At 72.2% G+C, this 25,899-nt stretch carries 27 protein-coding genes and 1 pseudogene; 18 read left to right on the top strand and 10 right to left on the bottom strand.

Annotated elements, in window-relative coordinates; all coding sequences use genetic code 11:
• Positions 1-86: 86 nt before the first annotated feature.
• Both ABZ464_RS32720 and ABZ464_RS32715 read left to right on the top strand, forming a co-directional pair.
• Positions 87-218 (top strand): annotated as a pseudogene (locus tag ABZ464_RS32720) (ATP-binding protein); the annotation flags it as partial.
• On the top strand, positions 219-1,046 hold the full coding sequence (locus ABZ464_RS32715) for a hypothetical protein (protein WP_359282919.1): 828 nt from the start codon (positions 219-221) through the stop codon (positions 1,044-1,046). It abuts the pseudogene before it with no gap.
• A 66-nt stretch (positions 1,047-1,112) separates the two neighbouring features.
• Here ABZ464_RS32715 and ABZ464_RS32710 read toward each other — a convergent pair whose 3' ends face one another.
• The 3 genes from ABZ464_RS32710 to ABZ464_RS32700 form a co-directional block, all read right to left on the bottom strand.
• Entirely contained in the window at positions 1,113-1,661 is a 549-nt protein-coding gene (locus tag ABZ464_RS32710; protein ID WP_359282918.1) for a DUF1062 domain-containing protein, read from the bottom strand.
• A 227-nt stretch (positions 1,662-1,888) separates the two neighbouring features.
• A complete protein-coding gene (locus ABZ464_RS32705) occupies positions 1,889-2,674 on the bottom strand; it encodes a hypothetical protein (protein ID WP_359282916.1) in 786 nt (261 codons plus the stop codon).
• The gene (locus tag ABZ464_RS32700; protein ID WP_359282914.1) at positions 2,557-3,333 is read right to left on the bottom strand and encodes a hypothetical protein; all 777 of its coding nucleotides are present in this window, start codon (positions 3,331-3,333) and stop codon (positions 2,557-2,559) included. The genes ABZ464_RS32705 and ABZ464_RS32700 overlap by 118 nt, the downstream gene beginning before the upstream one ends.
• Positions 3,334-3,713: 380 nt before the next feature.
• On the opposite strand from ABZ464_RS32700, the gene ABZ464_RS32695 reads away from it, so the two are divergent.
• From ABZ464_RS32695 to ABZ464_RS32670, 6 genes are all read left to right on the top strand, one after another.
• The gene (locus ABZ464_RS32695; protein ID WP_359282912.1) at positions 3,714-4,124 is read left to right on the top strand and encodes a hypothetical protein; all 411 of its coding nucleotides are present in this window, start codon (positions 3,714-3,716) and stop codon (positions 4,122-4,124) included.
• A gap of 87 nt (positions 4,125-4,211) precedes the next feature.
• On the top strand, positions 4,212-5,399 hold the full coding sequence (locus tag ABZ464_RS32690; RefSeq protein ID WP_359282910.1) for a sensor histidine kinase: 1,188 nt from the start codon (positions 4,212-4,214) through the stop codon (positions 5,397-5,399).
• A gap of 53 nt (positions 5,400-5,452) precedes the next feature.
• Positions 5,453-6,184, top strand: coding sequence for a response regulator transcription factor (locus tag ABZ464_RS32685; protein ID WP_359282907.1), 732 nt, complete (start codon positions 5,453-5,455; stop codon positions 6,182-6,184).
• A gap of 305 nt (positions 6,185-6,489) precedes the next feature.
• A complete protein-coding gene (locus ABZ464_RS32680) occupies positions 6,490-6,936 on the top strand; it encodes a DUF3052 domain-containing protein (protein WP_359282905.1) in 447 nt (148 codons plus the stop codon).
• 118 nt (positions 6,937-7,054) lie between these two features.
• Complete coding sequence (locus ABZ464_RS32675) at positions 7,055-7,948, top strand: glycosyltransferase (RefSeq protein ID WP_359282967.1); 894 nt, start codon at positions 7,055-7,057, stop codon at positions 7,946-7,948.
• Positions 7,949-8,318: 370 nt separating this feature from the next.
• Entirely contained in the window at positions 8,319-11,786 is a 3,468-nt protein-coding gene (locus ABZ464_RS32670) for a BTAD domain-containing putative transcriptional regulator (RefSeq protein WP_359282965.1), read from the top strand.
• Here ABZ464_RS32670 and ABZ464_RS32665 read toward each other — a convergent pair whose 3' ends face one another.
• Both ABZ464_RS32665 and ABZ464_RS32660 read right to left on the bottom strand, forming a co-directional pair.
• Positions 11,787-13,508, bottom strand: a complete 1,722-nt coding sequence (locus ABZ464_RS32665; RefSeq protein WP_359282902.1) for a bifunctional 3'-5' exonuclease/DNA polymerase — start codon at positions 13,506-13,508, stop codon at positions 11,787-11,789.
• 505 nt (positions 13,509-14,013) lie between these two features.
• The gene (locus tag ABZ464_RS32660; protein WP_359282899.1) at positions 14,014-14,748 is read right to left on the bottom strand and encodes a Clp protease N-terminal domain-containing protein; all 735 of its coding nucleotides are present in this window, start codon (positions 14,746-14,748) and stop codon (positions 14,014-14,016) included.
• A gap of 90 nt (positions 14,749-14,838) precedes the next feature.
• Between ABZ464_RS32660 and ABZ464_RS32655 the strand changes: the two genes are divergently transcribed.
• On the top strand, positions 14,839-15,951 hold the full coding sequence (locus ABZ464_RS32655) for a DUF2786 domain-containing protein (RefSeq protein WP_359282898.1): 1,113 nt from the start codon (positions 14,839-14,841) through the stop codon (positions 15,949-15,951).
• 27 nt (positions 15,952-15,978) lie between these two features.
• Here ABZ464_RS32655 and ABZ464_RS32650 read toward each other — a convergent pair whose 3' ends face one another.
• The 4 genes from ABZ464_RS32650 to rpmB all read right to left on the bottom strand — a co-directional run bounded on the left by ABZ464_RS32650 (position 15,979) and on the right by rpmB (position 17,879).
• Positions 15,979-16,524 (bottom strand): DUF4232 domain-containing protein, encoded by a 546-nt coding sequence (locus tag ABZ464_RS32650; protein WP_359282896.1) that lies wholly within the window; start codon positions 16,522-16,524, stop codon positions 15,979-15,981.
• Between the two features lie 120 nt (positions 16,525-16,644).
• Positions 16,645-17,175 (bottom strand): hypothetical protein, encoded by a 531-nt coding sequence (locus ABZ464_RS32645; RefSeq protein ID WP_359282893.1) that lies wholly within the window; start codon positions 17,173-17,175, stop codon positions 16,645-16,647.
• 145 nt (positions 17,176-17,320) lie between these two features.
• A complete protein-coding gene (gene rpsN, locus ABZ464_RS32640; protein WP_359282890.1) occupies positions 17,321-17,626 on the bottom strand; it encodes a 30S ribosomal protein S14 in 306 nt (101 codons plus the stop codon).
• Positions 17,627-17,642: 16 nt separating this feature from the next.
• A complete protein-coding gene (gene rpmB, locus ABZ464_RS32635; RefSeq protein WP_359282886.1) occupies positions 17,643-17,879 on the bottom strand; it encodes a 50S ribosomal protein L28 in 237 nt (78 codons plus the stop codon).
• Positions 17,880-17,941: 62 nt separating this feature from the next.
• Between rpmB and rpmG the strand changes: the two genes are divergently transcribed.
• The 5 genes from rpmG (at position 17,942) to ABZ464_RS32610 (ending at position 20,686) form a co-directional block, all read left to right on the top strand.
• Positions 17,942-18,106, top strand: coding sequence for a 50S ribosomal protein L33 (gene rpmG, locus ABZ464_RS32630; protein WP_007383717.1), 165 nt, complete (start codon positions 17,942-17,944; stop codon positions 18,104-18,106).
• A gap of 2 nt (positions 18,107-18,108) precedes the next feature.
• Positions 18,109-18,372, top strand: a complete 264-nt coding sequence (locus ABZ464_RS32625; protein ID WP_359282883.1) for a type B 50S ribosomal protein L31 — start codon at positions 18,109-18,111, stop codon at positions 18,370-18,372.
• Positions 18,369-19,634 (top strand): GTP-binding protein, encoded by a 1,266-nt coding sequence (locus tag ABZ464_RS32620; RefSeq protein ID WP_359282880.1) that lies wholly within the window; start codon positions 18,369-18,371, stop codon positions 19,632-19,634. Before ABZ464_RS32625 ends, ABZ464_RS32620 begins: the two co-directional genes overlap by 4 nt.
• Before the next feature lie 3 nt (positions 19,635-19,637).
• Positions 19,638-19,871 carry a 30S ribosomal protein S18 gene (gene rpsR / locus ABZ464_RS32615; RefSeq protein WP_359282878.1) on the top strand — a complete coding sequence of 78 codons (234 nt, stop codon included), beginning with the start codon at positions 19,638-19,640 and terminating at the stop codon, positions 19,869-19,871.
• Between the two features lie 596 nt (positions 19,872-20,467).
• Complete coding sequence (locus ABZ464_RS32610) at positions 20,468-20,686, top strand: DUF397 domain-containing protein (RefSeq protein ID WP_052183895.1); 219 nt, start codon at positions 20,468-20,470, stop codon at positions 20,684-20,686.
• Positions 20,687-20,797: 111 nt separating this feature from the next.
• Here ABZ464_RS32610 and ABZ464_RS32605 read toward each other — a convergent pair whose 3' ends face one another.
• A complete protein-coding gene (locus ABZ464_RS32605; RefSeq protein ID WP_359282875.1) occupies positions 20,798-21,298 on the bottom strand; it encodes an ATP-binding protein in 501 nt (166 codons plus the stop codon).
• Positions 21,299-21,652: 354 nt separating this feature from the next.
• On the opposite strand from ABZ464_RS32605, the gene ABZ464_RS32600 reads away from it, so the two are divergent.
• The 4 genes from ABZ464_RS32600 (at position 21,653) to ABZ464_RS32585 (ending at position 25,799) form a co-directional block, all read left to right on the top strand.
• Positions 21,653-22,477 carry a helix-turn-helix transcriptional regulator gene (locus ABZ464_RS32600; RefSeq protein ID WP_359282963.1) on the top strand — a complete coding sequence of 275 codons (825 nt, stop codon included), beginning with the start codon at positions 21,653-21,655 and terminating at the stop codon, positions 22,475-22,477.
• 132 nt (positions 22,478-22,609) lie between these two features.
• Positions 22,610-24,070 carry an aldehyde dehydrogenase family protein gene (locus tag ABZ464_RS32595; protein ID WP_359282873.1) on the top strand — a complete coding sequence of 487 codons (1,461 nt, stop codon included), beginning with the start codon at positions 22,610-22,612 and terminating at the stop codon, positions 24,068-24,070.
• A 61-nt stretch (positions 24,071-24,131) separates the two neighbouring features.
• Positions 24,132-24,731 (top strand): PadR family transcriptional regulator, encoded by a 600-nt coding sequence (locus ABZ464_RS32590; RefSeq protein ID WP_359282870.1) that lies wholly within the window; start codon positions 24,132-24,134, stop codon positions 24,729-24,731.
• A gap of 111 nt (positions 24,732-24,842) precedes the next feature.
• A complete protein-coding gene (locus tag ABZ464_RS32585; protein WP_359282867.1) occupies positions 24,843-25,799 on the top strand; it encodes an IS481 family transposase in 957 nt (318 codons plus the stop codon).
• Positions 25,800-25,899 lie beyond the last annotated feature (100 nt).

Raw genomic sequence — 25,899 nt, 5'->3', positions numbered from 1 at the left:
CAGTAGACGCCCCGCCCCGCGCGTACGGCATCGCTGACGAGGGCGGCCAGCCCACCGTCCTCGTCCTCACCGGCGACGATGCGAGGCTCACCGACGCCGAGAGCGGGCGCGGGTTCGCCCTCGTACGGGCCTGCTCGGACCTGTGGGGGTGGCAACCCCTCTCCCGGCTTGGGCTGCGCGGCAAGCTGGTGTGGTGCGAGCTGGGAGCGGCCGCGTAAATGGTCAGCTCGTCGCACGAGGCGCTGCACATCCCCTTCCCCGAGCCCCGTGACTTCGCGGCCATGAACGTCGACCTCACCGAGATCGAGCCCGTCGAACGCCGCGTCGACACCCTGCTGCGGGCCGAGACCGACGACGGCACCTACCTCCTGGTCGTGGAATCACAGGGAAAACCGGACGAGCGTAAACGCAGCAGCTGGCCCTACTACCTCAGCTATCTCCACGAGAAGTACCGCGGCGAACCCGTCCACATCGTCGTCACCCAGAGCAGGGCCACCGCCCGCTGGGCGGCCGAGCCCATCCACCTCGGCGTGCACGGCATGCCCTCGCTCACCGTCCGGCCGTTCGTCCTCGGCCCGGAGAACGTGCCTCTGATCGCCACCGAGCGGGAGGCCAAGAAAGATCCACCCCTTGCGGTGCTCTCGGCCATGACACACGGCCGTGGACGCCAGGCCCCGGCGATACTGGAATCGCTGGAAGCCGCCCTGCGGACCCTGGACCGCGACACCGCCGCGGCCCTCGCACAGTTCGTCGATTCATGCCTGGCAGACCCCCAGGCCCGGCAGATGTGGAGAGACCTGATGACGGCGATGCAGTACTTCTGGCGCCACCCGTGGGCCGAGGAAGGCCGGGAAGAGGGACGGGAAGAAGGTCGGATCCAGGAGCGGGCCGAAATGGTCCTGAACATCCTGCGCTGGCGCGGCATCGACGTCCCCGGTGAGGTGCGCGACCGCGTCGAGGCCTGCACCGATCTCGAGCAGCTCACCACCTGGTCGGAGCGTGCCGTTCACGCCACCGCCGCCGACGACCTCTTCGCCGACGGATGAGTCGGCCGGGGCCCGTCCGGCGGATCGTGCCGGACGGGCCCGTGGGCCCGTCGGCCCGTGGACAGCTCAGCGCTTCAGCGTGAAGGTGAAGTCGCCGGACAGCTTGCCGCTCAGTCGGACGGGCGAGACGAGCCTCCCCTCCGTGATCAGTCTGTCGACCTCGGCCCGCGGAAGAGCGCACCCCTCGGCGATCAGCCGCTCCGGGCGGACGGGTATCCGCGCCGCGAAGCGGACCGAGACGTCGATCACCTCGCGGTCGAGGTGATCCGATCCGCCGGTGTCGAGGCGCCAGGCGCCGGCCCAGTCGAGGGTGATGCGATTACGGCGCCGCACGGTCGGATCCTGGAGCAGCTCGGCTGCCAGGGCGGGGTCGTTGTCGTGCATCCGGTCCAGGAGTTCGGGACGTAGGGAGCGCACATGCGTCCGCTCCAGGAACGTGAGCTTCGCCGTGTCTCCGCATCCGGTACAGAGCACGAGGAGCCAGGCGTCGAGAAGCTTGTGGTGGGCGTTGACGCGAAACTTGCCGTCGGCCCGGAAGCGCACGGACGCGCACGCGTGGCAGCGACGGAGAACGGTAGGCAGGCAGGTGGGCATGACCACCCAGACATGGAGCACAGAAGTACACCGGTTTCAGTGAGGAATCCGCAGCAAGAAGCAGCGCGGCGCACATGTGCGACGCGCGACAGATCAGCGCTCGGGAGGTCTCACAGGGTGTACAACGGCATGTCCTTGCCTGGACGACGTGGGGCGACAGCACGGTAAGGGCGCACAGCGGCTCCGCTCCACCGGTTTTCCACACGGTTCCGGCGGTATCTACGGCCTCGCCCTGGGCTGACGCGCGCTCACCCGGAGCGCGGAGCCCCGGCCCCGGTCGTCGCCCCGCCGGTCAGGTCGTCGGAGCGCAGGAGTCGTAGGAACGCCTTCACTCCCGCGATGATCTCCTGGTTGTCCGTGAGGCGGTTCACCGTGGACTCGAACTCCCGGCCCAGCGCGGCGATTCGGCGGTCCGTGCCCTCGGCCCGGTCGTGGGTGCTGAGGGCCAGCGCGTCCACGGTGCGGCGGAGTTCGGCGAGGGCCTTGTACTGTTCCTCCGCCTTCTCCTCCAGGACCCGCGTCCCGGCCTCGGCGCGATCCAGCCGGGCGCGCAGCTCCACGACGTCGTCCCGCGGGTACTTGACCTCCTTCAGGAGGGTGCCCAGGCGGCGGCGGAGCTGGCCGAAGTAGGCGCCGGCCGGGCGGAAGAAGGTGCTCAGGAGGAAGAACGCGGCGAACCAGTAGCCCGTGAACTCGCCCGTCGCCCAGGTGACCGCGACCACGACCGCCGCCGTCAGGATGTGGCCCGCCACCGCCGCCCGGAGCATCACGCGGGCGATACGCGCCGCCTCCGCGTCCCGGGCCTCGGAGATCTCCATCCCCTTCTCCCGGCTCACCGCGATCTCGGCGAGCACCGCATGCGCGCGGAAGTAGAGGTTCCAGGGGAGGGTGAGCAGGAGCATCAGCCACAGCAGGCTCAGTACGCCCGCCCCGACCGCGAACACCACGGTCGGCGGCGCCCCCGCGACGTAGGCGAAGACCAGCGCCCCGGCCGCCGCCACGACGGCCGCCACCGCCCCCAGAAGTCTGCCCATGCCCCCGTCTCCCGCCGGTTCGTCGACTCGGTTCGTTCATCGTCCCCGGGGGTGCGGGACTTGGCATGAGTAGGCGTACTCAGTAGGAGAGGGGACGCGGTAATCGGCGGGGTGCGGCGGGACAGGGAGGTGAAGGAGACGAGGAGCAGGGTGGCGCCGAGCGGGATGAAGTCCTTGTCGAGGAGGGGGAGAAGCAGGTCGCACAGGACGAGGAGGGGGGTCCACACCTTCACGCGGCGGGTCGCGGCCAGGTGGAGGACGAGGGCGAGCATTCCGCCGTAGAAGAGGTAGGGGCCCACCTGGTAGACGATCGGGGAGACCCCGGGCAGTGCCGAGACACGGGCGATCGCCTCGCTCATCGTGTCGTGGTCCTCGGTGAGCGCGCCGGCGACCACGTCGATGGTGAACTGGGCGGTCAGGCACAGGGCGCCGGTCGTGGCGACGGTGGACAGCGCGGTGGCGAGGCGGCCGCTGCCCGCCCTGCGGCTCATCTCGCCGAACGCGACGGTGAACAGGGGCATGGCCGTGATGAAGGCCAGATGTCCGACGGTCCAGGCGAGGCCCGGACCGCGTACTCCGTCCAGACCGTCGACGATCCGGATCACTCCGTAGGCGAACGTCAGCAGGGGGGCGCCGAGGAAGGCGGTGCGGGGGATCACGGCTGGGGCTCCTTGGGGGGTGCGGCGTGCGGGTGGGGTCACCGCCTGCTGGGCGGTGCCTTCGTCATCGTGGGCTCCGGAGGCCTCCGCGTGATCGCCAAGCCGAGCGATCTTCCGGGTCCCTCGGGCGGGGTATGCCCGGCCCCGGGACTCATCGCGGCAGCTGAGATCCGCACCGGCGGCGAGGGCGCGCGGCGCACGCCTGCGTACGGGGGGAGTGAGTCCGTTCGCCTCCCCCTACCTCTGGATTGTCATCCCCCTACCTCTGGAGAGTGAGAGCGATGATCACTCTGCGGAGCGATGTGGTCGAGGGGGGTGATCGGCGAACCTTGTGGCACGCCGGAAACCGGAGGTCCCGGGCGGCGGATAGGGGGAATGACATGAAGCGCCGTTACGCCGTCGGGCTCGCCACCGCCTGTGTGCTGTCCCTCGGGGCGGTGGGCGCGGGATGGGCCGTCGGAGAGGTCGTGGCCCGGCAGCAGGGGCCCTGGCCGTGCGGGGAGTCCGATGTGCTGGGCGGGTCCGGCAAGCTGACGGCCGACCCGGTGAGCGACCCCGACAAGTTCCTGAAGCAGGCGAAGGACCTCTCGCAGGAGATCAAGGACCTGGCCGCGAAGACCGAGGACAAGGACGTCAAGGAGGGGCTCGAGAAGACCTCCGCCGACTACGACCGGATGATCGCCCGGTTCGACGGGGACGGCCTGGAGCTGTCCGACGTGCCCGCCCTGACGACCGACATGATGCGGCTCGACAAGGACTCCCAGGACCTGGACGACGCCTGCGGCGTCTGAGCCGCCCCCGAGCCGTACCTCGCCGTTGCGCCGGGCGTTCTCCATCGGCCAGGCTTCCCCCGGTTCAGCCCGCCAGGAGGCCGTGACTTGTCCCTGTTCCCGCAGACGTCCGTGGCATGGGCCCGGTCGTGGTACCGCACCGCCACCGGCAACCCCTATCTGCTCGACACCGCGCTCGCCCTGACCGCGGCGACCGTGTCGGTACGCCTGCTGATCGCCAGCCGGCAGCCGGACGGCTCCCCCTGGCCCTGGTGGATGTACCTGCTCGCCGTCGCGACGGCCGCGCCGCTGCCCTGGCGGCGCCGGGCGCCCGTGCTGTGCATGGTGCTGGTCTGGGCGGCCCTCGGCCCGTACAGCCATCTGGCCCACGCCATCCAGCCGCAGTTCCAGTTCGCCGCGCTGATCGCGCTGTACACCGCGGCCGCCCACACCGCCCCCCGGACCCGGGCGGTGATCGCGGCGGCCACCGTGGTCATAGCCGTCGTGGGAACCCGGTCGCTGGGCGGCGCCTTCAGCAGCATCCTGACGTTCGGCTGTGCGCTGATGCTCGGCTCGCTGGTCTGGACACAGCGGCAGCTCAACGAGCAACTGACGCGTAGAGCCGAGCAGTTGGAGCGGGAGCAGGAGGCCGAGGCGGCGAAGGCGGCGGCCGAGGAGCGGACCAGGATCGCCCGAGACATGCACGACATCCTCGCCCACTCGGTCAGCCTGATGGTGGTGCAGGCCGAGGCGGGGCCGGTCGTGGTCCGTTCCGCGCCCGACCGCGCGGAGCGCGCCTTCGACTCCATCGCCGAGACGGGCCGCGAGACGCTGTTCCAGCTGAGGGCCCTGCTCGGAGTGCTGAGAGACTCGAGCGAGACGGCGCAGACGGCTCCGCAGCCGGGCCTGGCCGCCCTGCCCGAGCTGGTCGAGGGGGTACGGCGGGCGGGGATCGACGTCCGGCTCGACGACTGCGGGCGCACGGCCCCGCTGGCGGCGGGGGTGGACTCGGCGGCGTACCGGATCATCCAGGAGGCGCTGACCAACGTGGTCAAGCACTCCACGGCCCGCAAGGTGAGCGTACGGCTCGAACGGGCCGAGGACGGACTGCGGTTGGAGATCGAGGACGACGGCGGCGACGGCCGGCGCCCGGTAGGGTCTGCGTCCGTGGTCAGGAGCGGCCGGGGGCTGGTCGGGATACGTGAGCGTGCGGCGGCCTGCGGCGGCAGCGCCGAGGCCGGTCCGGGCCCCGACGGGCGCGGCTTCAGAGTGGCGGCGACGCTTCCACTGAGCTGAGGACAGGCGGGCCACGTGTTCGGCGGGACCCGCGCCGCGGAAGGAGAGGTGTCGTGGCGATTCGTGTGGTGGTGGCCGACGACCAGGAACTGGTCAGGACCGGATTCGCGATGATTCTGGACGCGCAGCCGGACATCGAGGTCGTCGCCGAGGCGGCGGACGGGGCCCAGGCGGTGGCCGCGGTCCGCGAGCACAGCCCGGACGTCCTGCTGCTGGACGTGCGGATGCCGGTGATGGACGGTCTGACCGCCGCCCAGCAGGTCTGCGCGGAGAGCGACTGCAAGGTCATCATGCTGACCACGTTCGACCTCGACGAATATGTGCACACCGCGCTCAAGGCCGGGGTCAGCGGCTTTCTGCTCAAGGACGTGCGGCGGGACGACCTCGTGCACGGCGTCCGGGTCGTCATGGCCGGGGACGCCCTGCTGGCCCCGTCGATCACCCGGCGGCTGATAGCCGAGTACGCGCGGCCCGCGCAGCCGGGCGCGCCCTCGGCCCCGGGCGGGACCCCCGCCGCCCTGTCGGCGTCGGGCTCCGGCGCGGACGACGAGGGCAGCCGGAATCACGGCCCCCGCTCCCTGCTCCAGCAGCTGACCGCCCGCGAGGAGGAGACCCTGCGCTGTATCGCGCAGGGCATGTCCAACGCGGAGATCGCCGCCGCGCTGGTGGTCAGTGAGCACACGGTGAAGACCCATGTGCGCAACCTTCTGGCCAAGTTGCAGCTCCGGGACCGGATCCACGCGGTGGTCTTCGCCTACGAGACCGGGCTCGTCTCGGCGGGCTGAGCCCCGGCGCCGCACCGGCCTTGCAAGGTACGGCCGTTGCAACATGCTGCCGCCGGCAGCGGTGGACCGTACGGCGACAACTGGCCAGGATCGATGGTGTCGGGTCTTCCCTTCTGCGCGCGCACATGCATGGCCTCCACATCCATCCACGCCGCCTTCACGTCCTTGGGCGCAGGGGTCGGGATCAAGCCGAGCGCAAGACCTCCTCCGGCCGATGACAAGACCTCCTCCCGCCGATGAAGGCACGGCCTCCTCTTCCGCCCGCGGCCCCGCGCGCGGCCCCGCCCGGTGGTTACGGTGAGAACGTGCACGACACCCCCGCGACCGCAGGCGGCGGCCCTTCCGGCACCCCGCTCGCCAAGAAGCTCGGCATCACATCGGGCCGGGGACACCGGCTGCGCCTGCTGCACGCCCCGTCCGGCTGGACCGTCCCCGACCTCCCCGACGACACCGACCTCGCCCCCGGCGGCCCCCGCGACGCCGACATCACCGTCGCCTTCTACCACTCGTACGCCGATCTCGCCGCGGAAGGCGAAAGCCTCGTCCACGACCTCGCCGACCACGCCATGCTCTGGATCGCCTGGCCCCGCAAGGCCGCCGGCCACGTCAGCGACCTCACCGAGAACGGCCTCCGCGACCTCTTCCTGCCCCTCGGTGTCGTCGATGTGAAGGTCGCCGCGCTGGGGGAGGACTGGTCCGGGCTGAAGTTCGTCCGAAGGCGGGAAAATCGCCGTAAAAGCGACGCAAAGTGAACCGGTGTTCGGGCAACCTCCGTATCTGAGGCAACATCTTGGTGAATGACGGGCGTCGCGCGACGGGAGCGCGGGTGAGTGCCGTCGTCGGCCGGACGGAGTGAAGAGGTTGAGCGACGTGGTGGAGCCGAGGATCGCCGTTGCCGTGGTGACCATGGGCAACCGGCCCGCCGAGGTCGACGCCCTGCTGGAGTCCGTTGCCAAGCAGGATCTGGCCCCCGCCCGGATCGTCATCGTCGGCAACGGCTGCCGGCTCCCCGAGTTCGCCGCACGCCTCGCCCTGCCCGGCGAGGTCACCACCATCGACCTCGACGAGAACCTCGGCTGCCCCGGCGGCCGCAACGTCGGCCTCGAACGGCTCCGGCAGTACGGCGACATCGACGTCGTCGTGGAACTCGACGACGACGGGCTGCTCGTCGACCCCGACGTACTGAGCCGCGTACGCGATCTGTACGCCGCCGACCCCCGCCTCGGCATCGTCGGCTTCCGCATCGCCGACGAGAACGGCGAGACCCAGCGCCGGCACGTCCCGCGCGTCGGCGCCGCCGACCCGATGGAGGGCGGATACGTCACCGGCTTCCTCGGCGGCGGCCACGCCCTCAGCATGCCCATGCTCGCCCAGACCGGTGACTGGCCCGCCGAGTTCTTCTTCGCGCACGAGGAGACCGACCTCGCCTGGCGCGCCACCGACGCCGGCTGGAAGATCCTGTACGCCCCCGAGCTGCTGCTCCAGCACCCCAAGACCTCACCGGCCCGGCACGCCATCTACCACCGCGTCACCGCCCGCAACCGCGTCTGGCTCGTCCGCCGCAACCTGCCGCTGCCGCTCATCCCGGTCCACCTCGGCGTGTGGATCGCCGTCACCCTGCTGCGCACCCGCTCGCTCGGCGGCCTCAAGGCCTGGTTCGGCGGGTTCGCGGAAGGCATGCGCAAGTCGGCCGGTCCCCGGCGGCCCATGCGGTGGCGGACGGTATGGCACCTCACCCGCCTCGGCCGACCGCCCGTCATCTGATCCGACGCCAGGTGATCTCACGCGGTCCGGCCCTGACGCCGTCGGGCCTGACGCCCTCTGATCTGACGCCCTCTGATCTGACGCCGTCTGACCTCACGTCACCTGTACGCGCGTAGAAACAGGACGCGGGCCCCGGTCGTTCACCTCCGCCGACCGGGGCCCGACGCGCCCCCGGATCCGGCCGCGGCGGCGACACTCCCCCGAGTATCGCGTTCACACGCGCGCACCGTCGGGCCGGCTCCGATGTTGTGATCACATCAGGTGGCACCAACGGATCGCTAACATATTGCCAACGGGTGCTCATGTCGTCGCTGGTCAGACGGTCTGCCGCGAGTGTTTGCACATGGGCGGAAAGGCGATGGCGGACGTGATGCGGCAGGACGGGCTGCGGTTCGGACTGCTGGGACCGCCTGTCCTCCACTTCCCGGGCGCGCCCGACGACGAGACCATCCGCAGCGCCAAACTCCGCACCCTCCTCGCCGCTCTCCTCCTCGACGCCAACCGGATCGTCCCCGTCGAGTCCCTCAAGGAGGCCCTGTGGGCCGGCGCGCCCCCGGCCTCCGCGCACGCCTCCCTGCAGAACCACGTCACCCGGCTGCGCCGCCTCCTCGACGACCCGGAGCGGCTGCGGGCCGTGCCGCCCGGCTACCAACTCCGGGTCGATCAGGGCGAACTCGACGTCCATGTCTTCGAGCGGCACGTCGCCACCGCGCGCGGGGCGCACGCCGCCCGTAACTGGGAGCGCGTCGTCGCCGAGTGCGCCGCCGCGCTCGCGCTGTGGCGCGGCACGCCACTCAGCGGCCTCCCCGCCGACCTGGGCGGCTATGCCTTCGTACGCCGTCTGCGGGAGGCCCGGCTGCTCCTGCTGGAGTGGCGCTACGACGCCGAACTCGCCCTCGACGGCAGCGGAGCGGACGGAGGCGGTGAGGTGCACCGGGCGGACGGCACGATCCGGCCGGCCCGGCTGGCCCGCATCGTCCCGGAACTGACGGCGCTGGCCGCCGAGCATCCGCTGCGCGAGGCGTACCACCGTCAGCTGATGCTCGCCCTGCTCCGCACCGGCCGCCAGGCCGAGGCCCTCGCCGTCCACCGCGACCTGCGCACCCGCCTCGTGGAGGAACTCGGCGCCGAACCGGGCCCGGCGGTCCGCGAGGCCCATGTGGAGGTGCTGCGCGGGGTACTGGACGCGAAAGCCGACGTACGGGCTCACGTACAGGCCCGCGCGGAGGCCCCGACCGACCCCGAGGCCGGCAACACCGACGCCCCCGCCCCCGCCGCCGCACCCCCCACCCCACCGCCCTCCGGCCCCGCGCAACTCCCCCCACCCCCGGCCCACTTCACGGGCCGGGACCGCACCCTCCGCCGCCTCACCGACCTCCTCACGGCCCCGTCGGCGGACGGCCGCCCCACCCTCGCCGTCATCACCGGTATGGCCGGCGTCGGCAAGAGCGCCCTCGCCCTGCAGGTGGCCCACGCCCTGAGGGAACGTTTCCCCAACGGTCAGCTCTACCTCAACCTGCACGGCGCGACCCCCGGCATGACCCCGCTCCCCACCCCCCAGGGTCTCGCCGCCCTCCTCCGCGACCTCGGCACCGAGCCCCGCCGGATCCCCGAACACCCGGACGCGGCAGCCGCGTTGCTGCGCACCCTCCTCGCGCCCACCCGCACCCTCCTCGTCCTGGACGACGCCGCCTCCGCCGCCCAGATCCGCCCGCTCCTGCCGGCCGGATCCGGCTGCGCGGTGATCGTCACCAGCCGTTCCCCGCTCACCGCCCTCGACGGCGCCCGCCGCTTCCCGCTCGCGCCGCTGTCCGCCGAGGACAGTGCCGCCCTGCTCCGGGCGCTCTCCGGCCGCGACGAGGCGGACGACGCCGACGGCCTCGACGCACACCACCCCCTCGTCGACCTCACCGGCCGCCTCCCGCTGGCCCTCCGGATCGTCGCCGCCCGCCTCGCCGCGCGCCGGGCCCTCACCCCGGACGCGCTCGCCGGTCAGCTGACCGCCACTCAGGGCAGGCTGCACCACCTCGAGTACGACGACCTGAGCGTCCGGCGTTCCCTCGCCGTCGCCCATGACGCGCTCGCCGCCTCGGAGCGCGAGACCGACCGGGACGCCGCCCTCGCCCTGTGCCGTGTCGGCGCGCTGGACCTGCCCTCGTACGGCGCCCCCCTGCTCGCCCGGCTCACCGGCACCGACGAGCGCCGCGCCGAGGCCGCCCTCGACCGCCTCGTCGACGTGGCCCTCCTGGAGGAGACGGCCTACGGCCGCTACGCACCCCACGACCTCGTACGGGACTTCGCCCGCGAACTCGCGACGCACTACGGCCCGACGCCGGCCACGGGCTCGACGACGACTGCCACGGGCGCGACGGCTGCCACGGGCGCGGCGGCTGCCACGGGCGCGACTGCTGCCACCAACACGGCGGCTGCCACCAACACGGCGTCCGCCACGGGCGCGGCGGCTGCCACGGGCGCCACGGCAGTCACCGGCGCGGCGGCTGCCACCAACACGACTGCTGCCACCAATACGGCGACTGCCACGGGCGCCACGGCAGCCGCGGGCGCGACAGCAGCTGCGGGCAAGACGGCCGTCCCCGACCTGACACCCACCGCCGACGCAACCGCCGTCCCCGGCACTCAGCCCGCCATCGCCGGGACTGCCGCCCCCGGCAAGACAACCTCCGCCCCTGCCCCCACCCCCCGCACCACCGCCCTCCACTGGTACGCCGCCCTCGCCGAGCGCGCCCTCGCCGCTGTTCTCGATCCCGGGCTCGACCAGGACGACCGGCGCCGCCCCACCCCGGCCCAGCCGCCCGCGCACGCGGCGTATGTCCGGGGCGCGCCGGCGTTCCCCGGGCCCGAGGAGGCCTTCGTCTGGGCCGAGACGGAACTGGAGAACATCGTCGCCCTGGTCGAGCCGGCCCTGGCCGAGGGCGCCGCCGGGGACGTCGAGGCCGCACTCGTCTCCACGCTTCTCCGGCTCCTCTTCCCCTGCCTCCAGCGCCGGGGGCGGGTCGCCGAGATGGAGGTGCTCGGGCAGGTCGCGCTGCGCACGGCCCGGCGGCTCGGGGACGCGACGGCGGAGGCGTACGCCCTCGGCGATCTCGCCGGTCTGCACTTCCTGACCGGCCGCCTCCAGGACGCGCTGGCCCTCAACGGCCGTGCCCTGACCATCTGGCGGCGGCTCGACCGGCTGTCCTGGATCCGCCGCTGTCTCAACAACCGGGGGCTCCTGCTGGAGAGCCTCGGCCGCTACGAGGAGTCCAGTGAGGCCCTGCGCCAGAGCCTGCGGTACTCGCGCCAGCTGAACGACCCGCACGGCGAGGCCATCACCCACAGCCACCTCGGCAATCTGTACGAGCACACCGACCCGCGCGCCGCCATCGAGCAGCACCGCCTCTCGCTGGCCCTCGGGGACCGGATCGGCGCCGTGATCGTGCAGCACTCGGCGCACTGCAACATCGGCTACGCCCACCTCAGCCTCGGCGAACCGGCCGCCGCCCTGCCGCACTTCGAGGAGAGCCTGCGCGTCCTCGGCGGCCACAGCGACTGGCACGGCGAGTCGCAGACCCGGCTGGGTCTGGTCCGGGCGCTGCGGCTGCTGGGCCGCACCGGACCCGCCGCGGGGGAGTGCGCCGAACTGCTGCACCGCGCCGACGCCCGCGCCGACCACTACACGGGCGGCCTCGCCCGGCACCAGCACGGTCTGCTGCTGCGCGAGCAGGGACGTATGGACCGGGCGCGTGCGGAGTGGCGGGCGGCTCTGGCGGCACTGGACGGGACGGACGAGAACGCGGTCGTCGCCGAGCTCAGGGAGCTCCTCGGCCGGCCCGGGTGATCATTTCGCGTCGGCATAGCACTCCACCACCGCCGTCGTGAACGGAAACCGCACCGGGGTCTCCCCGAACGTCAGCCGCCCCGCCAGCCCGGCCGCCTCCCGGATCGCGGCGACGACCGCCTCCGCCTCCTCCTCGGGACAGTGCACGATCACCTCGTCGTGCTGGAAGAAGACCAGCTCGGCCGTCATGTCCGCACAGGTGCGGCGCAGCGCGGCGAGCAGCAGCAGCGCCCAGTCGGCGGCGCTGCCCTGGACGACGAAGTTGCGGGCGAAGCGGCCCCGCGCGCGGGCGTCGGAGGAGGCGTACCCCGGTACCCAGGTCCGCCCCTCCTCCGGTTCCGCGCCCTCGGCCGGGGCGACGGGGTCGACCGGGATGCCCGCCTCCTCGGTGCCCGTCTCGCCCGCGCCGGCCGCCGGCGGGCAGGTCCGGCCCAGCCAGGTCCGTACGAGCCGGCCCTCCTCGCCCGCCTTGGCCGCCTCGTCGACGTAGGCCACCGCGCGGGGGAAGCGGCGGCGGAGCGCGGCGAGGTTCTTCAGGCCGTCGCCGGAGGTCTGGCCGTAGACCGCGCCGAGCACGGCGAGCTTCGCCTGGTCGCGGTCGCCGGAGAAGGCGCGGTCGGAGACGGACTGGTAGAGGTCGCTCTCCTGGCCGGCGACGTCCATCAGACCGGGGTCGCGGGAGATCGCCGCGAGGACGCGGGGCTCCATCTGGTCGGCGTCGGCGACGACCAGCCGCCAGCCGGGGTCGGCGACCACGGCCCGCCGGATGACCTTGGGGATCTGCAGGGCGCCCCCGCCGTTGGTGACCCAGCGGCCGGTGACCGTGCCGTGCGCCAGGAACTCGGGGCGGAAGCGGCCCTCGCGCACCCAGTCGTGCAGCCAGGTCCAGCCGTGGGCGACCCAGATGCGGTACAGCTTCTTGTACTCGATGAGGGGTTTCACCGCCGGATGGTCGAGGGACTGCAACTCCCAGCGGCGGGTCGACCTCACCCGGATCCCGGCCTGTCCGAACGCCTTGATCACATCGGCGGGCAGATCGCAGCGGACCCGGCGGCCGAACGCGGCGGACACCTCCTCGGCCAGCTCGGCCAGCCGGCGGGGCTCGCCACCGCCCGCGTACCGCTCGCCGAGCAGGTCGTGCAGCACCGCGCGGTGCACCTCGGCGCTCCACGGCAGGCCCGCGCGGTTCATCTCGGCGGCCACCAGCATCCCCGCCGACTCGGCCGCCGTCAGCAGCCGCATCCGGTCGGGGTGTTCCGCGCGCGCGTGCCGCCGCTGCTGCTCGGCGTAGACCTCGGCGAGGTCGGCCAGCGGCAGCGGGGCGGCCTGGACGGACCCGGGTTCGAACAGCGAGGACTGGGCCTGGGCGCCGGGCGCGGCGGAGCGCTGCGGCGGGTCCGGGGGCACGGGGCCGCCGCGCAGCCGTGCCAGGGCGGCGGCGGCCGAGCGGGGTTCGCCGTACCGTCCCTCGTGGCCGAGGAGGAGGGTCTCGGCGTCCTCGACGTCGTAGCACCGCTCCACCCGCACCCCCGTGGCGAGCAGGCGCGGGTACACCTCGGCCGTGGAACGCCAGACCCAGCGGGTGACATCGCGCCGCTCGCGAACGGCCCGCGCGAGATCCGCCTCCCGCAGCACCGGCCCGGCGGGCAGCCCGTCCGGACCGAGGGGGGCGAGCTCCACGCCACCGTCCTCGGCCGGTGCAAGAGCCCACCTCCCGGTCATGCTCCGAGTGTCGCACCAGACTCTGACAACACCCCGCCCCCGGCCCCTCGGCCGGCCCCGCCCCCGCCTCTCGGCCGGAGCGGCTCCCACCGGCTCGCCACCGCCCCTCGGCGGGACCTGCCCCGCCCGTCGGCCGGCCCCGCCCCCGTCTCTCGGCCGGAGCGGCTCCCGTCGGCTCGCCACCGCCCCTCGGCGGGACCTGCCCCGCCCGTCGGCCGGCCCCGCCCCCGCCCGTCGGTCGGAGCGTCTCCCGCCTCTTGGCCGGCCCGTTTTCCGCTTGTCGGTCGGAGTGTCTCCCGGCTCTTGGCCGGCCCGTCTCCCGCCCGTCGGTCGGAGCGTCTCCCGCCCATCGGCCGCCCCCGCCGCTCCCGGCCAGCTCTCCACCGGCCGCTCCGGCCCGCTCCGGTCGGCCCCGGTCAGCCCCAGGCCGGCCCTTGATTTCGGCCCAGGCCGGCCCATGGTCTCGGCCCAGGCCCGCCCAGCGGTCTCGGCCCCAGGCCGCCCCTCAGTCCTGGTCCGGCAGTCCCACCGTGAGCTTCGTCAGGGCCTGTGCGATCCATCCCTCCGTGGCGGGCTTGTCGATGCCGAGGTCCGACAGGACACCCGTGCCGTTCTCGAACTCCAGCAGGGCCAGCAGGATGTGCTCGGTGCCGATGTAGTTGTGGCCGAGGCGGAGCGCCTCGCGGAAGGTGAGCTCCAGGACCTTCTTGGCGTCGGAGCCGTAGGGCACCAGCTCCGGGACCTCCTCGGCGGCGGGCGGCAGCGCGGCGCCGGCGGCCTGGCGCACGGTGTCCAGGAGGACTCCCTGCGAGGTGATCGCCTTGGCGGCCAGCCCCTCCGGTTCGGCCAGCAGGCCGAGCACCAGGTGCGCGGGGCGGCCCTCGGAGTTGCGGGCGGCGACGGCCTCGTTGTGGGCGGCCATCACGACGTTGCGGGCGCGCGGGGTGTAGCGGCTGAAGCCCTGGCTGGGGTCGAGGTCGGCCGACTCCTTGGGCACGAACCGCTTCTGCGCCGCCTGCCGGGTGACCCCCATGCTCCTGCCGATGTCGGTCCAGGAGGCGCCCGAGCGACGGGCCTGGTCGACGAAGTGTCCGATCAGATGGTCGGCCACCTCACCGAGGTGATCGGCGGCGATCACCGCGTCCTGGAGCTGGTCGAGGGGTTCCCGGTGAACCTTCTTGATGGCCGCGATGAGTTCGTCGAGGCGTACGGATGACGTGATGTCGGGGTTCGTCGTCATGTGTCAACCGTAAGTTGACACCCCCTCGCTGTCAACCTCGGGTTGTCAGTGTCGTATTTCTCCGCCACGCGCGCGTGGCACGATCGACCCGTGAGCAGCAGCACCGTCGACACCGCCTTCCAGGCCGCCCTCTACGACACCGCGGACACCGCCCTCGACACGGGCGCCTCCGTCCTCGCCGCCGACCCCTCGGCGGACACCGAACTCGACCGGCGCGGCAGGGAGTTCGTGGCGGCGGCCTGGCGGCGCGGCTGGCAGCCCGCCGACGTCGTACGGCTCGTGCGGAGGGAGCTGGAGGACGTCCACGTGCGCGTGCTGGCCGCCCTGATCCACGCCCAGGCACCGGACGACAAGGCACGCGGCCCCCGCTGGACAGCGCAGCTCGCCGAACTGCCCGCCGAGGCCCCGCCCCGCACGGACCGCTTCTCGTACGCCACCACGGTCCTGGAGCTCTACCGCCTGCTGCTGCGCCTGCCCGCCCTCGAACCGCTCCAGGAGCCCCGGCCGGGGCCGGGCCGGGGCTCCGACTCCCGCATGCTCACCCGGATCCGCGCGCTGCTCGCCAAGGCGGAGGCCACCGGCTTCCCGGAGGAGGCGGAGGCGCTCACCGCGAAGGCGCAGGAGCTGATGGCCCGGCACAGCGTCGACGAGGCGCTGCTCGACGCCCGGGCCCCGGACCCGGACGCGCCCGCCGCCTGCCGGATCGGGGTCGAGCCGCCGTACGAGCAGGCCAAGGCGGTGCTGCTGGACGCGGTCGCGGACGCCAACCACTGCCGTGCCGTCTGGAACGAACCCTTCGGCTTCTCCACGGTCGTCGGCTTCGAGGCCGATCTGGCGGCGGTGGAGCTGCTCTACACCTCGCTCCTGGTGCAGGCCCAGTCGGCGATGGCGAAGGCGGAGGCCGCCCAGCGGGCCGGCGGGCGCAAGCGGACCAAGACCTTCCGGCAGTCCTTCCTCGCCGCGTACGCCCATCGCGTGGGGGCGCGGCTCGCCGAGGTCGCGGCCGCCACCGAGAGCGAGGCGGGCAGGGATCTGCTCCCGGTCCTCGCCACCCGGGAGGTCGCCGTCACGGCCGCCACCGACCGGATGTTCCCGGACACGGTCACCACCCGGCTGCGCGGTGTCACCGACGAGGCGGGCTGGACCGAGGGAGCCGAGGCCGCCGACCGGGCGCAGGTCGCGTCCCGGCCGCGGCTCCCGTGAGGGCCGTGGATCGGCGGCCCGAGCGCGTCAGTCGCCCGCCTGGGTGAAGGCGCCCACCGAGGCGTCCGGCGCGCCCGCGCTCTTCAGCGAGACGTCGCCGTAGGACCAGGGGAAGCTCTCGCTCTTGTCGGACCCCGGCAGGCTGTACTCCGCCGTCTTCACGGCGAGGCTCTTGTCGCCGCTCTCGCCGCGGACGTAGGTGATCGTGAAGGTGACCGTGCCCTGCTCCGGGACGGTCAGCTTCTGCTTCTGGGCGGCCGGGTCCTGCGGCACGCTCGTGGGGTCGCCGCCGGCCGAGAGGCCGACGGTCGGGAAGCCGTCCAGGGTGCACTCGGCGCCCTTGTTGGTGAGGGTGACGGTGACGTTGCCGGTGTCCCCGGCGGCGGGGGCGGCGTCCACCGGGCCGACCTCCTGGCCCAGACCGTCGAAGGAGCAGGCCGAACCGGCGGCTGTGCCGGCGGAAGCGGAGGCCTTGCTCCCGGTGTCGTCCGAGCCGCTGTCGTCGCCGCGGGAGCAGGCGGTGAGCAGCAGAGCGGCGGCAAGGGCGGTGACGGTGATCGGAACGGCGCGCATGAGTGGTCCCCTGAGGTCTGTGGCGGTGCTGGAACGATCATCACGCACGCGCGCGGCACCCCGCCGCGCGCCCCCACCCGTGCCCGCACTCCCCGGGTGCCGCGTGCTCCGGCCGCCCGGTCAGGAGCCCGCCCCGGCCGTCGGCAGCCCCGAAGGCAGCTTGCCATTCTCCGCCTTGGTGTACGTCTCCTTGCCGGCCGCGCCCGACCAGGTCACCTTCATGGTCTCGCCGTCGACCGAGTCGACCATGCCGGTCGTCCGGTCCTTCGAGCCGGTCGGGCACTTGAGGTAGATCATCTTCATGCCCGCCGACGCACTGGCGGTCCCGCTGCACACGGTCCCGCCCGTGGCGAACAGGGCGGCCTGCTTCCCGGTGATGATCAGCGCGACGGAGTCGCCGTCCGCCGTGGTCAGCCAGTTGCCCTCCAGCTCGCTCGACGCGGCGGCCGTCGCGCCGTCCGACCCGCTGCCGGTCCCGCCGGTGCCTGCGGTCGCCGTGGCGGCGTTGGCGGACGGGATCGCCGAGGAGCCGTCGTCGTCGGACCCGCCGCCGCACCCGGTCAGCGCGAGCGCGCCCGCCAGCGCCGCCACGGCCGCCACGGCCCGCACCGGCCGACGGGAGGTACCGCGCGAGTAGATCGCCGAAGTCACTGCAAGCTCCCAAGCTGTAGCCGGAGGGGCCGGACGGGCCGGACGGGGAAGACCGCAGCAAGCTACCAGCAGGCCCGCGCAGAACCCTGAGGACGGCCTGTGACCTTCCAGGCCGCACCTGTGACCCGTCGGACGGTCGGGTGACCTACCAGGAAGCCTTCCGCACCCCCGGCAGATACCCCGCGTGCGCCTGCTCCCGCAGCCCCACCCGGGACAGTCCGAAGGCCCGGACGTACCCGCGCGGGCGCCCGTCCACCTGATCCCGGTTGCGCACGCGCGTGGCGCTCGCGTCCCTCGGCTGTCGGCGCAGCTCCCGCCGGGCGGCCAGCCGCTCGGCCTCCGTGGAGGAGGGCCGCCGGAGGATCTCCTTCAGCTCCGCCCGCCGCTCGGCGTACCGCGCGACGATCTCCCGCCGCTGCTCGTTCTTCGCGATCCTGCTCTTCTTCGCCATCTGACGTTCAGCCCCTTCAGACCCGGATGCCTCGGGCGCGGATCCGCGCCACCGCCGCCTCGACGCCGATCGCGTCGACCGTCTTGACGCCCCTCGCGCTCAGCCGCAGCCGTACCTGACGCCGCTCGCTGGGCAGCCAGTACCGCCTGGACTGGATGTTCGGGTCGAAACGGCGGGACGTCCGCCGGTGGGAGTGCGAGATCCGGTTGCCGAATCCGGGCTGTGCCCCGGTCAGCATGCAGTGCGCGGACATGGGTGACGTACCTCTCTCCGACAGCTATCGCTAATGGATGTCATTTTCAGTAAGGTACCAGCATGGCACGCAACGAACTCCGCCCGGTCGTCAGGCTCCGGTCCACGGCGGGGACCGGCTTCACCTACGTCACCCGCAAGAACCGCCGCAACGACCCGGACCGTATGACCCTCAGGAAGTACGACCCGGTCGCCGGCCGCCACGTCGATTTCCGAGAGGAGCGCTGACCATGCGCGAGACGATCCACCCGGCCTACGGTCCCGTCGTCTTCCGTGACCGTGCCGCGGACTACACCTTCCTCACCCGCTCCACCCTGTCGGCCACGGCGGGCGGGAGGACGATCGAGTGGGAGGACGGCCACACCTATCCGGTCGTCGACGTCGAGATCTCGAACGTCAGCCACCCCTTCTACACCGGCACCGCCCGCGTCCTGGACACCGCCGGCCGCGTCGAGCGCTTCGAGCGCCGGTACGGGAAGCGGGGCGGTTCGTGAGCCTGTCCGTCGTGATCGTCGGCGGGCTGCACGCCGACGCCCGCCGGGCGACGGTGGCGCGCCTGCTCGCCGACGTCCCGGGCGCCGTCGTGCTCCACCACGACCTGTCGACGGCCGCCACCGGCACGGTCCTGCGGACCGTCCGCGACGCCGGCGGAGTCCGCTCCGCCGGCCGGGCGCCCCTGATCGACGACTGCGCCTGCTGCGCCCTGCGCGCGGACCTGGTCCCCGAGCTGCGCCGGCTCGAGGACGAGGGCACCACCCGGCTCGCGATCGTCGAGCTGTGGGACTCCGTGGAGCCCAAGGCCATGACCGAGGTGGTCGTGGCCGGCGGCCTCACCGTCACCGCGGTGATCACCGCCGTCGACCCCGCGCTGCTGCTGCCCTGCCTCGGCAACGGCGACGACCTCGCCGACGTGGGCCTCGCCGCGGCCGCCACCGACCGGCGGACCGTCGCCGACACCTTCGCCCGCCAGCTGGAGTACGCCCCCGTCCTGGCCGTCGTCGACTCCCCGGAGGCCGACGACGAGGACCGTGAGCTGCTCGCCCAGCTCCACCCGACCGCCCGCCGGATCCCCGTCCCGGGCGGCCACCCCGGGGATCCGGCGGGCTCCGGGGATCCGAGGAGCCCGGGGGATCCGGTGGCCCTGCGGGAGCCGGCGAGTGCGGCGGGTACGGCGGATGCATCAGCACGTGCATATGCATCCGGCACTTCTCCTCGCCCGTCCGAGCTGGCGGCGGCCGCCCTCGCCGGTTTCGACGTCGAGTCGGCCGCCGCCGCGCAGCACCCCGCCTGCGCGCTGCTCCCCGCCGAGGCCGACGCGCACGGGGTCGCCACCCTCGTATGGCACCGGAACCGCCCCTTCCACCCGGAGCGGCTGTACGCGGCGCTGGAGGACCTGACCTGCGCCGCCGCCCGCAGCCGGGGCCGGTTCTGGCTCGCCGACAAGCCCGATGTGCTGCTGCACTGGGACGCGGCGGGCGGCGCCCTGTGCGTGGAGTCGGCGGGCCCCTGGCTCGCCGCGCTCCCGGACGCGGCCTGGGAACTGGTCCCGCCGATCCGCCGGGCCGCCGCCGCGCTGGACTGGCACCCCGAGCACGGCGACTGCTGCCAGCACCTGGTCTTCACGTCCCCCGGCCTCGACCGCGACGGGCTCGAACGGCTGCTGGAGTCCTGTCTGCTCACCGATGCCGAGTACGCCGGCGGCCGCGACGCCTGGAAGCGGCTCCCGCCCGCCTTCGACACCCTCCTGGAGGTCTGACCCGTGCCCCGCAAGCCCGACCGCAAGCCCGCCAAGTCCCGCCCCAACCCCCTCGACCGGGCCGGTGTCGTCCACATCGACTACAAGGACACCGATCTGCTGCGGACGTTCCTCTCCGACCGGGGCAAGATCCGCAGCCGACGGGTCACCCGAGTCTCCGCCCAGCAGCAGCGACTGCTGGCCCGTGCGATCAAGAACGCGCGCGAGATGGCGCTGCTGCCCTACGGCAACCGCTGAGCCGACGGCGACCGCACCTGTACGAGAGGAGCCGGTCGCTCCGTCCCCTTCGGTTGGACACCGCTCTCCTCGCGCATCGGCCGGACGGCCGAGGGGACAGTCTCCTCCGGTCCAGCCGGATTCGCCCCCGTGTACGACCCTCAGGGTCCTGCACGGGGGCGAGTGCTTTCCGCGCCCGCTCCGCCCGGTCAGGGCCATTTCCGGATCCTCCGGGCGGGGCCCGCGGAACCCCCACGTCCGGAGGTACGTCCACCGGATGGACCGGACTCCTCGCGTCCGCCTTCCAGGACCGCACGAAACGGAGGATAAAGGTGCTGGTGAGGGGTGCCGGTGGAACATGACGGGCGCGCAGAGCGTCTGTTCCTAGTGCACGAGTGGTTCGATCCGGACTACTTCCCGGTCAGGTAAAGCGCTCGTCAACGCTGTAACCGCGCCACCACCCCGCGTGCACGTGCATCTGCTCATGCAACTGCACATGAACGGGGTTATGATCCGGGACAGTTGACCACGGCACCAATGGCCACACGAGCCAGTGCACCACCAGGGAGCGACCTGTGGACCACCACGTTGACGGGGGGCACGACGTGTACAACGGCATGACGGCCACACAGCTGTACGGGGTTGCCTGGCAGAAGAGCCGGCACAGCAACTCGCAAGGATCCTGTGTGGAGTTCGCGCGACTGCCCGGCGGAGACGTGGCCGTGCGCAACTCGCGCTTCCCCGACGGTCCCGCGCTCGTCTACACGCGGGCCGAGATCGAGGCCATGCTGCTGGGTATCAAGGACGGCGAGTTCGACCATCTGATCGCGAGCTGATCCACCGGCCGCCCATGCCGCGGGGGCGCACCTGCATCCCGCGGGGTCAAACCTGCGTCAACGGGGTCACAACGCGCGTAGAACCGCGGCGCCGAAGAGCGCCGCGGTTCGTCATTCGGCGGGCGTGCGCAGCCGGAACAGCGCCCAGACCACCTTGCCGCCGAGGCTGCCCGACAGCGGGTGCCAGCCCCAGCCGTCGGCGAAGGAGTCGACGAGGAACAGACCGCGGCCCGACTCCGCCGAGAAGTCCTCGCCCTCCTGGGGCAGCGGGCTGTCGTGACTGGGGTCGCGCACCGCGCACACCAGCCGCTCGGTCCACCGCATCAGATGCAGCCGCACCGACGGGTTCTGGTCCGCCGGGAGCGGAGCGGCCTCGGGCATTCCGTGCCGCAGGGCGTTGGTCACCAGCTCCGAGACGACCAGACAGATGTCGTCGAAACGATCGCCGACGTCCCACTGTGCGAGGGTTCTTCTGGTGAACTGCCGGGCCTCGCGCACCGCTTCGAAGCGGGCGGGCAGTGCGCAGGACGCAGCGTTGGACACGGCCGCGGGATCAAGCGGCGGAAGGCCCTGCCGTAACGGCTCGAGCATGGTCGATCCATTCGTCCCCATGCGAGGCACTCCCGGGATTCGCGGTCGTTGCGATGCAGCGGTGGCGCGAGACCATGGTTTCCGATGCGCACGGCGGATGCAAGGGCAGATGCACGTGCACGTGACCGAAATGGACCCGCCCGTACCGCTTCTTGGCCATTTTTTCCGCCATCTTCTCGTCGTTCGGGGCCCGTTCCCTTGCTTTCTCCTCACCCTTCCCCTGCGTCGCTCTGTGCGTATCCTTTGGCTTCTTTCCATCTCTGTAATCGGACGAGTACTGCTCGAAGTGTTTTAGTGGCAGACTGCGGGCGCAGAGGACCGTTGGGGAGGCTGGCGAACGTGAGCGCGGGAGAGCCCGGATCGGTGGTGCGGCGGATGCTGCTCGGCTCGCAACTACGGCGACTGCGTGAGGCACGCGGAATCACGCGGGAAGCGGCGGGCTACCACATCCGGGCGTCGGAGTCGAAGATCAGCCGGATGGAACTGGGCCGGGTGAGCTTCAAGACCCGTGACGTCGAAGACCTGCTGACGCTGTACGGCATCACGGACGACATCGAGCGCCAGGCCCTGGTCGGACTCGCCCGCGAGGCCAACGTGGCCGGCTGGTGGCACAGTTACTCGGACGTCCTGCCCAACTGGTTCCCCACCTACGTCGGCCTGGAGGGCGCGGCCTCGCTGATCCGTGTCTACGAGGTGCAGTTCGTGCACGGTCTGCTGCAGACCGAGGCCTACGCCCACGCCGTCGTCTCCCGCGGCATGAAGGGCGCGAGCGCCGCCGACATCGACCGGCGCGTGGCACTGCGCCTGGAGCGGCAGAAGTACCTGGTCGCCGAGAACGCCCCCGACTTCCACATCGTCCTCGACGAGGCCGCCCTGCGCCGGCCCTACGGCGACCGCGAGGTGATGCGCGGTCAGCTCCAGCACCTGATCGAGATCTCCGAGCGGCCCAACGTACGGCTGCAGATCATGCCGTTCAGCTTCGGCGGGCACTCCGGCGAGTCCGGCTCCTTCACCATCCTCGGCTTCCCGGAGTCCGACCTGAAGGAGGTCGTCTACCTGGAGCAGCTCACCAGCGCCCTCTATCTCGACAAGCCCGAGGACGTCGCCCAGTACGAGCACGCGCTGAAGGAGCTCCAGCAGGACAGCCCCGGCCCCGACGAGAGCCGGGACCTGCTGCGTGGCCTGATCCAGCTGTCGTAGACCCCTCCCGTGGCCGGTTCCTGAGGGTTTCCCCTCGAGAAACCGGGGAAGACCCCAACCCCTTTGAAACACACGTACGATGACGCGTGATCAGATCGTGACGTCGATCGCAGCAGGGGATTGAGGGATCACATGTCGTCCTACTTCACGGACCTGGCGCAGCAGTACATCGACGGGAAGTGGCGTCCAGGGACGGGGTCCTGGGACATCATCGACTTCAACCCCTACGACGGCGAGAAGCTCGCCTCGATCACCATCGCCACGGTCGACGAGGTCGACGAGGCCTACCGTGCCGCCGCCCGCGCCCAGAAGGAGTGGGCCGAGACCAACGCCTACGCCCGCCGCGCGATATTCGAGCGGGCGCTGCGCCTGGTCGAGGAGCGCGAGCAGGAGATAGCCGACGTCATCATCGCCGAGCTCGGCGGCACGCGGCTGAAGGCCGCCTTCGAACTCCACCTCGTCAAGGAGTTCCTGCGGGAGTCGGTCAGTCTGGCGCTGCGCCCCGAGGGCAAGATCATCCCGTCGCCGGTCGACGGCAAGGAGAACCGCCTCTACCGGGTGCCCGTCGGCGTCGTGGGCGTGATCAGCCCCTTCAACTTCCCGTTCCTGCTGTCCGTGAAGTCGGTCGCCCCGGCCCTGGCGGTCGGCAACGCCGTGGTGCTCAAGCCGCACCAGAACACCCCGATCGCCGGCGGCACCCTGGTCGCCAAGCTGTTCGAGGACGCGGGGCTGCCCGCCGGTCTGCTGAACGTCGTCGTCACCGACATCGCGGAGATCGGCGACGCCTTCATCGAGCACCCGATCCCGCGCGTGATCTCCTTCACCGGCTCCGACAAGGTCGGCCGCCACGTGGCCACCGTCTGCGCCTCGCACTTCAAGCGCTCCGTCCTCGAACTGGGCGGCAACAGCGCGATCGTGGTCCTCGACGACGCGGACGTCGACTACGCCGTCGACGCGGCCGTCTTCAGCCGCTACGTCCACCAGGGCCAGGTCTGCATGGCCGCCAACCGCGTCCTGGTCGACCGTTCGCTCGCCGACGAGTTCACCGAGAAGTTCGTCGCCAAGGTGCGCGGCCTCAAGGCCGGCGACCCGCGCGACCCGGAGACCGTCATCGGCCCGGTGATCAACTCCCAGCAGGCGGAGTCGCTGACCTCCGTCGTCGAGCAGGCGCTCGCCGAGGGCGCGACGGCCCTGCTGCGCGGCACCACCGAGGGCAACCTCGTCCAGCCGTCCGTCCTCACCGACGTCCCGGCCGGCTCCGCCCTGCTCCAGCAGGAGGTCTTCGGCCCCGTCGTCTTCCTCGTCCCCTTCGACGGCGAGGAGGAGGCGCTGCGCCTGGTCAACGACACCCCGTACGGCCTCAGCGGCGCGGTCCACACCGGGAACGTCGAGCGGGGCGTCGCCTTCGCCAAGCAGGTCGACAGCGGCATGTTCCATGTGAACGACGGCACCGTCCACGACGAGCCGATCGTGCCCTTCGGCGGAGAGAAGAACTCCGGCGTCGGCCGCCTCAACGGCGAGGCGACCCTGGAGTCCTTCACCACCACCAAGTGGATCTCGGTGCAGCACGGCCGCAGCCGGTTCCCCTTCTGAGCCCAGGGCGCGCACACGCCCTGACGCCGGCCCCTGGGCCCCGGGTCATATCCTGGGGCCCATGTCAGCGATCCGTCTGCTCGTGCTGGGCGCGGTGCGCCTGCACGGGCGGGCCCACGGCTACCAGGTCCGCGGCGACCTGGAGTACTGGGGCGCTCACGAGTGGTCCAACGCCAAGCCGGGGTCGATCTACCACGCCCTGCGGCAGCTGGCGAAGCAGGGGCTGCTGCACGAGCACGAGACGGCCCCCTCCACGGCCGGCGGCCCGCCGCGCACCGAGTACGAGATCACCGAGGCGGGCACCGAGGAGTACTTCCGTCTGCTGCGCGAGGCGCTGACCTCCTACGACCAGAAGACCGACGTCAAGTCGGCGGCCATCGGCTTCGTCGTCGACCTGCCCCGCGCCGAGGCCGTGACCCTGCTGAAGGAGCGGATCCGCCGCATCGAGCACTGGCGCGCCACCGTCACCGAGCACTACGACCCCGCGGGCGGCCCCCAGCAGCTGGGCCACATCGGCGAGATCATGAACCTCTGGGTCCACACGGCCGACGCGGAGGCCGAGTGGACCCACGGACTGATCGCCCGCATCGAGACCGGCGCCTACACCTTCGCGGGCGAGGGCGACCCGTTCACCGACGTCCTGGCGGACGGCACGCCCTGAGGCCCTAGGTGTATTGATCACGAGCGTTGTTGACACTCGTGGGGTGCTTGATCATGGCGAAGACCTCCGGTGTGGTGGAGCTGTCTAGGAACGCACCGCACGGAGGTCTTCGTGTCCCACCGTAATGCCCGGCTGACCGTTCACGGCAGGCGACTGCTCGTCGAACGGGTGTGTGCCGGGCGCCCCGTCGCTCATGTGGCCGCCGAAATGGGCATCTCACGCACCACGGCCCACAAGTGGGTCCGCCGCTGGCGATCCGAGGGCGACGCCGGACTCGCCGACCGCTCCAGCAGGCCACGCACGACTCCGCACCGCACCCCCGCGGCGGTGGAGGCACGCGCTTGCCAACTGCGCCGGACCCGCAAGCTCGGCGCGGCCCGCATCGGCCCGATCCTGGGAATGCCCGCCTCGACCGTGCACCGCATCCTGACCCGCCACGGCCTGCACCGGCTCGCCTTCCTGGACCGGCCCACCGGGCAGGCCATCCGCCGCTACGAACGCGAGCGGCCCGGCGAACTGCTCCACGTCGACGTGAAGAAGCTCGGCCGCATCCCCGACGGCGGCGGCCACAAGGTCCTGGGCCGCCAAGCGGGCCGGGCCGCCCGCAACGGGATGGGCTTCGACTACGTCCACTCCGCCGTCGACGACCACACCCGCCTGGCCTACAGCGAGATCCACGACGACGAGAAGGCCGCCACCTGCGCAGACTTCCTCCGCCGGGCCGCCGCCTTCTTCACCACCTGCGGCATCGACCGCATCGAGCGGGTCCTGACCGACAACGCCTGGCCCTACCGCAAGAGCCTCGCCTGGCAGCAGGCACTCGCCGACCTCGGCGCGGCCGGCAAACTCACCCGCGCCTACCGGCCACAGACCAACGGCAAGGTCGAACGCTTCAACCGCACCCTGCTCGACGAATGGGCCTACCTGCGGCCCTACACCAGCAACGCCGAACGCACCACGGCCCTGGCAGACTTCCTGCACACCTACAACCATCACCGCTGCCACACCGCACTCGGCGGCCACCCACCGATCAGCCGTGTGAACAACGCTGCGGGTCAATACACCTAGGGCCCTTCTGACGGATCTCCGCGGCGTCGCGACCCCCGGTGCGTGCTCTCGCCGCACCGCGCGAAAGCCCAAGTAGCGCCGCTACGAGGACTTCCGCGCG

Source organism: Streptomyces sp. NPDC005820 (genome assembly GCF_040630255.1).
GTDB lineage: Bacteria > Actinomycetota > Actinomycetes > Streptomycetales > Streptomycetaceae > Streptomyces.
Note: the sequence above shows the minus strand (reverse complement) of the source record. Positions and strands in the feature narration are given on the sequence as shown.